The sequence below is a fragment of the Piscibacillus halophilus genome (genome assembly GCF_900110685.1).
GTDB classification, from domain to species: Bacteria; Bacillota; Bacilli; order Bacillales; family Alkalibacillaceae; genus Piscibacillus; species Piscibacillus halophilus.
Map to the genome: position 1 here is coordinate 1 of NZ_FOES01000063.1, position 9198 is coordinate 9198.

Annotated in this window: 12 protein-coding genes and 5 tRNA genes; 16 read left to right on the forward strand and 1 reads right to left on the reverse strand. The window is 36.6% G+C overall.

The genetic code is table 11. From position 1 onward, the window contains the following. The 10 genes from BMY57_RS16385 to BMY57_RS15290 form a co-directional block, all read left to right on the forward strand. Positions 1 to 391, forward strand: a 391-nt coding sequence (locus tag BMY57_RS16385; protein WP_256205329.1) for a transposase, incomplete at its 5' end; no start/stop codon positions are given. A 122-nt stretch (positions 392 to 513) separates the two neighbouring features. Further along, positions 514 to 1383, forward strand: coding sequence for an RsbT co-antagonist protein RsbRA (gene rsbRA, locus BMY57_RS15250; protein ID WP_091776166.1), 870 nt, complete (start codon positions 514 to 516; stop codon positions 1381 to 1383). Between the two features lie 5 nt (positions 1384 to 1388). Then, on the forward strand, positions 1389 to 1748 hold the full coding sequence (locus BMY57_RS15255) for an STAS domain-containing protein (RefSeq protein WP_091776169.1): 360 nt from the start codon (positions 1389 to 1391) through the stop codon (positions 1746 to 1748). Then, positions 1748 to 2149 carry an anti-sigma regulatory factor gene (locus BMY57_RS15260; protein WP_091776172.1) on the forward strand — a complete coding sequence of 134 codons (402 nt, stop codon included), beginning with the start codon at positions 1748 to 1750 and terminating at the stop codon, positions 2147 to 2149. Before BMY57_RS15255 ends, BMY57_RS15260 begins: the two co-directional genes overlap by 1 nt. 8 nt (positions 2150 to 2157) lie before the next feature. Beyond that, positions 2158 to 3171 (forward strand): PP2C family protein-serine/threonine phosphatase, encoded by a 1014-nt coding sequence (locus BMY57_RS15265; RefSeq protein WP_338157645.1) that lies wholly within the window; start codon positions 2158 to 2160, stop codon positions 3169 to 3171. Positions 3172 to 3238: 67 nt separating this feature from the next. Next, positions 3239 to 3571, forward strand: coding sequence for an STAS domain-containing protein (locus tag BMY57_RS15270; RefSeq protein ID WP_091776186.1), 333 nt, complete (start codon positions 3239 to 3241; stop codon positions 3569 to 3571). Continuing rightward, positions 3568 to 4047: an anti-sigma B factor RsbW gene (gene rsbW, locus BMY57_RS15275; protein WP_091776177.1), complete on the forward strand. Its 480-nt coding sequence runs from the start codon at positions 3568 to 3570 to the stop codon at positions 4045 to 4047. The genes BMY57_RS15270 and rsbW overlap by 4 nt, the downstream gene beginning before the upstream one ends. Beyond that, a complete protein-coding gene (sigB, locus tag BMY57_RS15280; protein WP_091776179.1) occupies positions 4019 to 4807 on the forward strand; it encodes an RNA polymerase sigma factor SigB in 789 nt (262 codons plus the stop codon). The genes rsbW and sigB overlap by 29 nt, the downstream gene beginning before the upstream one ends. Then, positions 4804 to 5409, forward strand: coding sequence for a SpoIIE family protein phosphatase (locus BMY57_RS15285; RefSeq protein ID WP_246247615.1), 606 nt, complete (start codon positions 4804 to 4806; stop codon positions 5407 to 5409). The genes sigB and BMY57_RS15285 overlap by 4 nt, the downstream gene beginning before the upstream one ends. Positions 5410 to 5532: 123 nt before the next feature. Beyond that, positions 5533 to 7692: a Tex family protein gene (locus BMY57_RS15290; RefSeq protein ID WP_439895800.1), complete on the forward strand. Its 2160-nt coding sequence runs from the start codon at positions 5533 to 5535 to the stop codon at positions 7690 to 7692. Here the strand turns inward: BMY57_RS15290 and cmpA are convergent, their stop codons facing one another. Then, positions 7693 to 7818, reverse strand: a complete 126-nt coding sequence (gene cmpA, locus BMY57_RS15295; RefSeq protein WP_091776181.1) for a cortex morphogenetic protein CmpA — start codon at positions 7816 to 7818, stop codon at positions 7693 to 7695. Positions 7819 to 7954: 136 nt separating this feature from the next. On the opposite strand from cmpA, the gene BMY57_RS15300 reads away from it, so the two are divergent. The 6 genes from BMY57_RS15300 to BMY57_RS15325 all read left to right on the forward strand — a co-directional run bounded on the left by BMY57_RS15300 (position 7955) and on the right by BMY57_RS15325 (position 9026). Next, positions 7955 to 8401, forward strand: coding sequence for a SprT family protein (locus BMY57_RS15300; protein ID WP_091776183.1), 447 nt, complete (start codon positions 7955 to 7957; stop codon positions 8399 to 8401). Positions 8402 to 8587: 186 nt separating this feature from the next. Beyond that, a tRNA-Asn gene (locus tag BMY57_RS15305) sits at positions 8588 to 8662 on the forward strand. A 1-nt stretch (position 8663) separates the two neighbouring features. Next, positions 8664 to 8754: transfer RNA gene (locus tag BMY57_RS15310), tRNA-Ser, on the forward strand. A 9-nt stretch (positions 8755 to 8763) separates the two neighbouring features. Further along, a tRNA-Glu gene (locus BMY57_RS15315) sits at positions 8764 to 8835 on the forward strand. Positions 8836 to 8868: 33 nt separating this feature from the next. Then, positions 8869 to 8945: transfer RNA gene (locus BMY57_RS15320), tRNA-Asp, on the forward strand. A gap of 6 nt (positions 8946 to 8951) precedes the next feature. Continuing rightward, positions 8952 to 9026, forward strand: a tRNA-Gln gene (locus BMY57_RS15325). Positions 9027 to 9198: the final 172 nt, after the last annotated feature.

Below are 9198 nucleotides of genomic sequence, written 5' to 3' on the forward strand. Positions count from 1 at the left end.
GGAACAACAAAAAGCATATACAAGGGAAAAGCTTTCGGAAGAAAAAACGGGTGAACTATACGGCAAACGAAAAGTAGATGTTGAACCTGTTTTTGGATTTCTGAAGGCTAATTTGCGCTTCTCTCGAATGTCTGTTAGGGGCAAAGAGAAGGTGAAAAATGAATTAGGATTTGCGTTCATGGCGGTGAATCTAAGAAAGTTCACCACCATGAACGCGAAAACAAGCTGGGCATATAACGAAACAAAGCAGAAAAAAGGCACCAAACCATACTTTTTATGGTTGGTGCCTTTTTTACGTTATTTTAGGCTAGTTATGTCCCAGCCTCTTTTTTCTTTGATATATGAATTAGATTTTGAGACTCTTATAATATACTCAATTTTTTTGAATTAACTGTTTATATTTCATTAAACTTCCATTACATTTGCTTCCTATATTCTGAAAAATATAGCGAAAATGTTCGTTTAATGTTAATTTATTTGTATATATATTTTGTTTGTGGAGGGAATTGAGATATGAATCCAGAGTATAAAGATATTCTTTTAACTCATAGTGATGACATCATTCGTAAATGGATGGATGATCTTGAAGATAGTAAGTTAAGAGATTATAAATCCACGATTTCGGATGAAATGATTGAACAAGTCAACCGTGAGTTTGTCAATTTAATTTTTTCTATATTAAAAGATGGACATTCACAGAAATCAATTGAGCAATTTTCAGAACGCATTGTTAATTTAGGATGGCCATTAGGTTATTTAACTGAAGGAATGCAGTCATTCAGAACAATTTGTATTAAAAGCTTAATGGAACATTTAGATGAACATGATAAAGATGGTTTCCTGCAAATCATGGAAGATATCAATCATTGGGTAGATCCAATTAAAAATGAATTAGTGGACGCTTACTCGTCTAATTGGACTAGTATTATCTCCCTTCAAAAAGTGGCCCTACAAGAGCTTTCAGCACCCCTAATTCCAGTTTTAGACGGGGTAACGATCATGCCACTTGTTGGTACCATTGATACAGATCGAGCTAAACTCATTATGGAAAATTTATTAGATGGTGTCATTAAACATCGGGCAGATGTAGTGTTGATAGATATTACAGGAGTTCCTGTTGTAGATACAATGGTTGCCCACCATATTATACAAGCAGCTGAAGCAGTGAGGTTAATTGGTGCAACCTGTATTCTGGTTGGTATTCGACCAGAAATTGCACAGACGATAGTTAATTTAGGAATTGATTTAAGTAAGTTTCCTACCAAAAGCTCATTAAAACGTGGCTTTGAAAAAGCATTAGAAATAACTGATCGTCAAATTGTTTCGAACGGTGAAGAGAAAAAGGTAATTGATGACATTATTCAATCAATTGATAAGGAGTGAGCTTAATGAGAATCCCTATATTAAAATTACAAAATTATCTACTTGTCTCGGTTCAAATCGAATTGGATGATCAGACCGCTATGCAATTTCAAGAAGATTTATTAGGGAAAATTCATGAAACGGGTGCAACAGGTGTCGTAGTAGATTTAACATCTGTTGAAATTATAGACTCCTTCATCGCGAAAGTTTTAGGAGATGTCGTTTCGATGGCAGGATTGATGGGGGCGAAAGTAGTATTTACAGGTATTCAACCGGCAGTATCGATGACGCTGATCGATTTAGGGATACACCTTAAAAATGTTCAGACGGCTCTCGATTTAGAACAAGGGTTGATTAAGCTGAAACAAGAATTGGAGGAAAAGTGATGAAAGGGGCCTTAACTACTGTGCCAATCATTAAGGAATTGGACATCGTTGGTGCAAGACAGTCTGGCCGTAACCTGGCTAGAGATTTGGGGTTTGGCTCAGTCGATCAGGCGCGCATTGCTACAGCAATTTCAGAGTTAGCCCGTAATATTTACTTATATGCTGGTAGTGGTGAAATTTCTTTTCAAGAAGTACAAGGTGCCTCACCTGTCGGGTTGAAAATTGTTGCTTCTGATCATGGACCAGGAATTGAGAATGTTAGTAAAGTAATGGAAGACGGTTATTCAACATCAGGCGGTTTAGGAGCCGGTTTACCGGGAGTTAAACGTTTGATGGATGAGTTTGATATAATATCAGATGATAATGGGACAAAAATAATCGTTGTTAAGTGGTTGCGTTAAGAGAGGTGATGAGCTTGAGCTCAACAAAATCAGATATAAAACAATATCAAGACTTGCTCAAGCAATATTTGGATACAAAGGATGAAGTTGTTTTATATCAAGCTGAACAATTAAGCAAAGAAATTAAACAAGATGTTTCACCAGACGAAATTATTGATGAACATTATAATACCTTATTAAAACTTATTCCAGATATGGATTCTCAAATAAAAGATTCGTTTGAGTTTTTAATTCAAACCATGACAAGTTATGCATTAGCTTATAAAGAGTATCATGAATTAAGAACTAAACAATTAGAGTTAAAAGCGGAAATTGAAGTCGCAGCGAACATGCAAAACACTTTGTTAAGTACCTCCATCCCTCAGGTGGATGGACTAGATATTGGAGCAACTTCCATTCCAGCTAAATTAATGAATGGTGATTATTATCACTTTGTACAAGATGATGAGGGGAATGTAGGTGTCGCTATAGCAGATGTCATCGGAAAAGGGATCCCAGCTGCATTTTTCATGTCAATGATTAAATATGCGATGGAAAGCTTTCCTGAAAATCGAATGTATCCGAAGGTCATCTTAGAGTTATTAAATCGTGTCGTGGAACGAAATGTCGAATCAGGGATGTTCGTAACAATGTTTTATGGATTATACGATGTTCAACGACAATTATTTTATTATGCGACAGCTGGCCATGAGCCAGGATTTATATATCGTGCTCAAGAGGACCAATTTAAAGAAATCGATGCTAAAGGTTTGCTTCTAGGTGTTAAAAAAGAAGTGAAGTATAATCAGTATGTCGATGAAATTCATGATGGAGATTTGATTGTCTTACTTACAGATGGGGTTACTGAATGTCGCAGTGGGGATCGTTTTATAGAGAGAGAAGAAGTTTTAGATGTTATTAAAGAGAATAAACATCTACCTGCGCAAGATATTGTCGATAATGTTTATAAATATCTTGAAAGACTTCAAAACTTCACACTGAGAGATGACTTTACGCTCATCGTTATGAAAAGAAGTTCTTAATTCATGTTTAAGTTGATAGATAGACGGGTAGACATTGAATAGTTTAATCGATTGGGGGAGATTAATGATGAACTTACACATCGAGGACTACAAACAAAATCAAACCACTGTTATTAAGTTATCGGGGGAGATTGATGCATATACAGCTCCAGAATTGAAAGATAAATTATTAGGATATCTAAATGAAGAAGGGGCTGAAGTTCACGTTGATTTAGAAAAGGTCAACTATATGGACAGTACGGGTCTAGGTGTATTTATTAGCGGTCTCAAGACGGCTAATGAGGTTAATAGTTCTTTTAAATTAATTAACTTACAAGAGAATGTGTATCGCCTCTTTAATATTACCGGACTGAATGATGTCATGAATATTGAAAACACAGTTAGAGGTGATATCAAATGACGAAACCATTTGATTTTGTTGAAATGAAGCTTCCCGCAAAGTCCGAGTACGTTGGTGTATTAAGGTTAACTATTTCAGGAGTCGCCAACCGAATGGGCTTTTCGTATGAGGATATAGAGGATTTAAAGGTTGCTGTATCTGAGGCCATTACAAATGCAGTAAAACATGCTTATTACGAAGATGACCACGGAGAGGTAACCATTGGTTTTGCCTTATACCATGACCGTTTAGAAGTCATGGTAGCGGATTATGGTGATAGCTTTGATTTAGAGAAAGTTAAAGAAGATATTGGACCATATGACCGCGATATGCCAATTGACAATATGAAAGAAGGAGGTTTTGGTCTCTTCCTTATTGATGCCCTGATGGATAAAGTCGAAATCAATAATAATCACGGTGTGATCGTTTTAATGACTAAGTATTTGCAGGAAAATGAGGTGGGGCAAAATGACGACCAAATCTCAACTACACAATAATGAGGACGAAATTTATGCTCTAATCAATGAATTACGTGAATCTCCAGGAAACGAAGAAATACAAGAAAAAATTGTACTGAAGTATGAGAACTTAGTCCACTCGATAGCCAAAAAATACTCTAAGAATTCGTCAATCCATGAAGATTTAGTGCAAGTTGGAATGGTTGGTCTGATTGCCGCTGTTAACCGTTATGATGATTCGTATGGAAAATCATTTGAATCATTTGCAATTCCAACGATCATTGGTGAAATTAAAAGATATATTCGTGATAAAACATGGAGTGTCCATGTCCCTAGAAGAATTAAAGAACTAGGACCGAAGATTAAGAAAGCAGTGGAAGAACTAACAACGGAACATCAGAGCTCGCCTTCTGTTGAACAGATCGCTGATTATTTAGAGGTTTCTCAAGAAGAAGTATTAGAGGCTATGGAAATGGGACAAAGTTACAACGCTCTATCAGCCGATCGTAGTATTGAGGCAGACTCTGACGGTAGTACAGTCACACTTTTAGATTTAGTTGGGACACAAGATGATGGTTACGAACAAACGGATTATAAACTTCTGGTTGAAAAATTAATGCCATTATTAACCGAGCGTGAACAAAATATATTAAAATGTACGTTCTTTGAAAATTTAAGTCAAAAAGAAACTGGTGAAAAGCTAGGCTTGTCGCAAATGCACGTTTCTAGATTACAAAGAAGAGCACTTCGTAAATTAAGAGAGTCCATATCCGAAGAGGATTTGGAGGCATTCATTTGATTGAACACCAAAAACGTATGGAAGTAGCCACGTATAATGAAGCTAAAAAGGGTAATTATTATTCGGGCGATAGTTACTTCTATGTCGAATTAGAAGATTTTTTTATTTGTGTGTTAGCTGATGGTTTAGGAAGCGGGGAGTTAGCGAAGGCTTCTTCTGAGACTGTCATTAATGTCGTTAAAGAAAATCTAACTGACTCTTTGGACGTTTTATTAAATAAATGCAATGAAGTGTTTTTTGGAAATGAGTTAAGAGGTTGTGTAATTGGCCTGTTAAAGGTTGATTATAAACGTCAAACTTATTCCTATGTTTCGTTTGGAAATATAGGTATTATTATTGTGTCACATGAGGGTAAAAAGAAAAGGAACATCCCAGTTTCAGGGTATTTATCAGGAATTCCTATAAAAACGAACGTGCATAGCGGTGAGTTACATCCAAACACCGTTTTCTTTATGTTTTCGGATGGAGTAAATGAACGGCAATTAACGAAAGAATTTTACAATCATAAATCCATGCCATTAACGATTGAATGGTATGCGTTACAACAAAAATTATCATTAGAAGATGATACGTCTTTAATTGCCATGAAATATACAGGATGAAGCTCTAACATCTAACATAAGAATAGATGTTAGAGTTTTTTCTGTTTACGATTATTTTTGATACAATAAGAAGGTATTTGAAATGTTGAGAAACGGTGGTTTCTCTTGTGAGGAGGAAATAGTTTGTCTGAAATACATACTGAACTGACTCAATTTGTCGCAAAGGAAGTCAACCAGTCTTCAGCAATTGTGGTAAAGGTCATTGAACTAATCGAAGAAGGTAATACGATTCCATTCATCGCCCGTTACAGAAAAGAACAAACAAAAGGAATGGACGAAACCCAAATACAAGCGATTAAAGAAACGTATGGTTATCAGTTACAATTACAAAACAGAAAAGAAGAAGTCATTCGTTTAATTGACGAGCAAGGTAAATTAACAGAAGAACTTTTACAAGATATTCAACAAGCTACTAAATTACAAAGAGTAGAGGACCTTTACCGCCCTTATAAACAAAAACGTCGTACTAGAGCGACGATTGCGAAGGAAAAAGGGTTAGAGCCGTTTGCAGTTGAGATTTGGAAACAGCAAGGGATCAATATAGCTCAAGAAGCTGAAAAATATCTTTCTGAAGAGCACGAGTTAAATAGTGTTGAAGAGGTGCTATCAGGGGCTAAAGATATTATCGCAGAGTGGATCTCCGACGAAGCAGCTTACCGTGAAAAAATTCGCTCAGTGACGTTTAAAAAAGGTTTAGTCAAAACAGAAGTAAAAAAGAATGCAGAAGATGAAAAACAAATTTATCAGATGTATTACGATTACAGTGAGCCTATTTCTAAAATGGCGCATCACAGGGTTTTAGCTGTCAATCGCGGTGAAAAAGAAAAAGTCTTAAAAGTTTCAATTGAACCACCCGTGGATTATGTATTAGATTACTTAAATCAATCGATTATTAAGCATCATGATATAGAAGAGACAAGCTTTTTAAAAGAAGCGATTGAAGATAGCTATAAACGTTTAATTCAACCATCTATTGAACGCGATATTCGATCGTCATTAACGGATGAAGCTGAAGATCACGCAATCGACATTTTTGCTAAAAACTTACGCCAGCTATTATTACAGCCCCCATTGAAAGGTAAAATGATTTTAGGAATTGATCCGGCTTATCGTACAGGGTGTAAATTAGCTATCGTTGATGACACAGGACATATGAGAGAAGTCGATGTAATCTATCCAACTGCACCACGACATGATGTTGCAGGCGCAGAAAAGAGAGTTTTAAAAGCTTTAAATGACTATCCTATTGAATTGATTGCAATCGGAAATGGAACAGCATCGAGAGAAACTGAACAATTTGTAGCAGAATTAATTCAAAAGCATCAACTAGATGTGGCTTACCTTATTGTTAATGAAGCTGGCGCGAGTGTATATTCAGCTTCTAAATTAGCACGTGAAGAATTTCCGGATTTACAAGTTGAAGAAAGAAGTGCCGTATCCATTGCTCGGCGAGTGCAAGATCCATTAAGTGAACTCGTAAAAATAGATCCAAAATCAATCGGGGTAGGTCAGTATCAACACGATGTTAGCCAGAAAAAGCTCGGTGAATCATTACAGTTCGTTGTGGAAACAGCCGTTAACCAAGTAGGTGTAAATGTCAATACAGCTTCAGCATCATTATTACAGTACATTTCTGGCTTAAATAAAACTGTTGCGAATAATATTGTGAAGTACCGAGAAGAAAACGGTAAGTTTACTAACCGAAAACAAATTAAAAAAGTACCACGACTAGGTGATAAAACGTATGAACAAGCCATTGGGTTCTTACGTGTATTAGAAGGTGAAGAACCATTAGACCGTACGTCTATTCACCCAGAAAGTTATGAGATAACGAAACAAATATTAGAACAATTAGATCTTACTACAGATGATCTAGGTACCGAACAATTAGTAAATGCCTTAAATAAACAAGATTTAGAACAACTATCTCAAGGATTAGATGTTGGTCACTTGACCTTACAGGATATAGTGGCAGACCTTAAAAAACCAAATCGGGATCCACGTGATGAACTACCTAAACCATTACTCAAAACAAATGTCATGTCTATGGAAGATTTACAACAAGGCATGGAATTACAAGGGACAGTCCGAAATGTCGTCGACTTCGGGGCGTTTGTAGACATTGGAGTTAAGCAAGATGGGCTAGTCCATATCTCGAAATTATCTAATCGATTTGTGAAAAATCCATTAGATGTCGTGTCCGTTGGAGATATTGTAACAGTATGGGTAGACGAAGTTGATCTAAAAAGAGAAAGAATTGCACTTACAATGGTTCAGAGTTAATTATTCTTGAGACACTTCTATATTTTTACTGTGATAAAAAAACCAGCATTGGTTCAATAAACGTATTTGACGAATATCCTTGTTGGCATATGCATTTAACATTTGTCGTTTAAACCATTTAGGCATCACAATCACCTTTTATAAATAATTTTGTTTTAGTATATGCACGATTCTTGAAATTGCTCATGTAATTAATTCCACTTGATATACCTAACCCCATATTTGAGTTAGGTATATCTCTTTTCATTAGGAGGAAGTTAAAGTGAACGATCAAGATCTACAACAATTAATTGAACACATATCACTTAAATTTTTTAACAAGCCTTTTATAGGGGGTGCGAAATTTAATCATAGACTTAGAACAACAGGAGGACGATATATACCTGCTCAAAGACTTATTGAAATAAATCCTAAATATCTAACTGAGCTAGGGGAAGAAGAGCTTATAGGGATCATTAAACACGAACTATGTCATTACCACCCACATGTAGAGGGAAAGCCATACCATCATCGCAGTCAAGAATTTAGAACACTAATGAAAAAAGTTGATGCACCAAGGTTTTGTACAATCCTTCCTTCAGAAGGGGATAAACGTTATTTACTTTATCAATGTATAAAGTGTAAAATGACTTATCGGCGCAAACGAAAAATCAACGTACAACGTTATCGATGTGGTAAATGTAGAGGTAGCTTAAAATTAATAAAATAATTTTTAATCGGGTTATTGACTTCTACATTCATTTCATGATAAATTTTATTTCGCAGCGATTGATTCATGCATTTGGACAAACAAAACTTTTTAATAAAAGTTGCAAATAACTGATTGACAGTTGTTTAAAGATATTGTATGATATCTTACGTCGCTAGTTAACGAGACAAGCGAACAACGACATATTCCAGCGTAGCTCAGTGGTAGAGCAATCGGCTGTTAACCGATCGGTCGCAGGTTCGAATCCTGCCGCTGGAGCCATGGAGAAGTACCCAAGAGGCCGAAGGGGCTCCCCTGCTAAGGGAGTAGGTCGCGTGAGCGGCGCGAGGGTTCGAATCCCTCCTTCTCCGCCATTATCATATGGCCCGTTGGTCAAGTGGTTAAGACACCGCCCTTTCACGGCGGTAACACGGGTTCGAATCCCGTACGGGTCACTTTGTTTTGTTTTAATTTTAATAGTTAGAAGAGGTCCGGTAGTTCAGTTGGTTAGAATGCCTGCCTGTCACGCAGGAGGTCGCGGGTTCGAGTCCCGTCCGGACCGCCATAATGTTGGGCCATAGCCAAGCGGTAAGGCAACGGGTTTTGGTCTCGTGATGCCCAGGTTCGAATCCTGGTGGCCCAGCCATTTTCTTTTATAACAAAAGATTCGTTTCTATTAAATAGACGATATTAAACGTCTTTTTTTATTGCTTAATATTAAAGTGAGCCATTAGCTCAGTTGGTAGAGCAAGACCGTAAACATCTTTGATTAACTTCAATGTAGGTTTTGCGAGGAGCGTAGGCTTCGCCGAAATACT

Excerpts from the sequence above, each read along its gene's own strand:
- rsbW (WP_091776177.1), top strand. The coding sequence starts at position 3,568 with ATGACGAAACCATTTGATTTTGTTGAAATGAAGCTTCCCGCAAAGTCC.
- BMY57_RS15260 (WP_091776172.1), top strand. The coding sequence starts at position 1,748 with ATGAAAGGGGCCTTAACTACTGTGCCAATCATTAAGGAATTGGACATC.
- BMY57_RS15270 (WP_091776186.1), top strand. The coding sequence starts at position 3,239 with ATGAACTTACACATCGAGGACTACAAACAAAATCAAACCACTGTTATT.
- sigB (WP_091776179.1), top strand. The coding sequence starts at position 4,019 with ATGACGACCAAATCTCAACTACACAATAATGAGGACGAAATTTATGCT.
- BMY57_RS15265 (WP_338157645.1), top strand. The coding sequence starts at position 2,158 with ATGAGCTTGAGCTCAACAAAATCAGATATAAAACAATATCAAGACTTG.
- rsbRA (WP_091776166.1), top strand. The coding sequence starts at position 514 with ATGAATCCAGAGTATAAAGATATTCTTTTAACTCATAGTGATGACATC.
- BMY57_RS15255 (WP_091776169.1), top strand. The coding sequence starts at position 1,389 with ATGAGAATCCCTATATTAAAATTACAAAATTATCTACTTGTCTCGGTT.
- cmpA (WP_091776181.1), bottom strand. The coding sequence starts at position 7,818 with ATGCCTAAATGGTTTAAACGACAAATGTTAAATGCATATGCCAACAAG.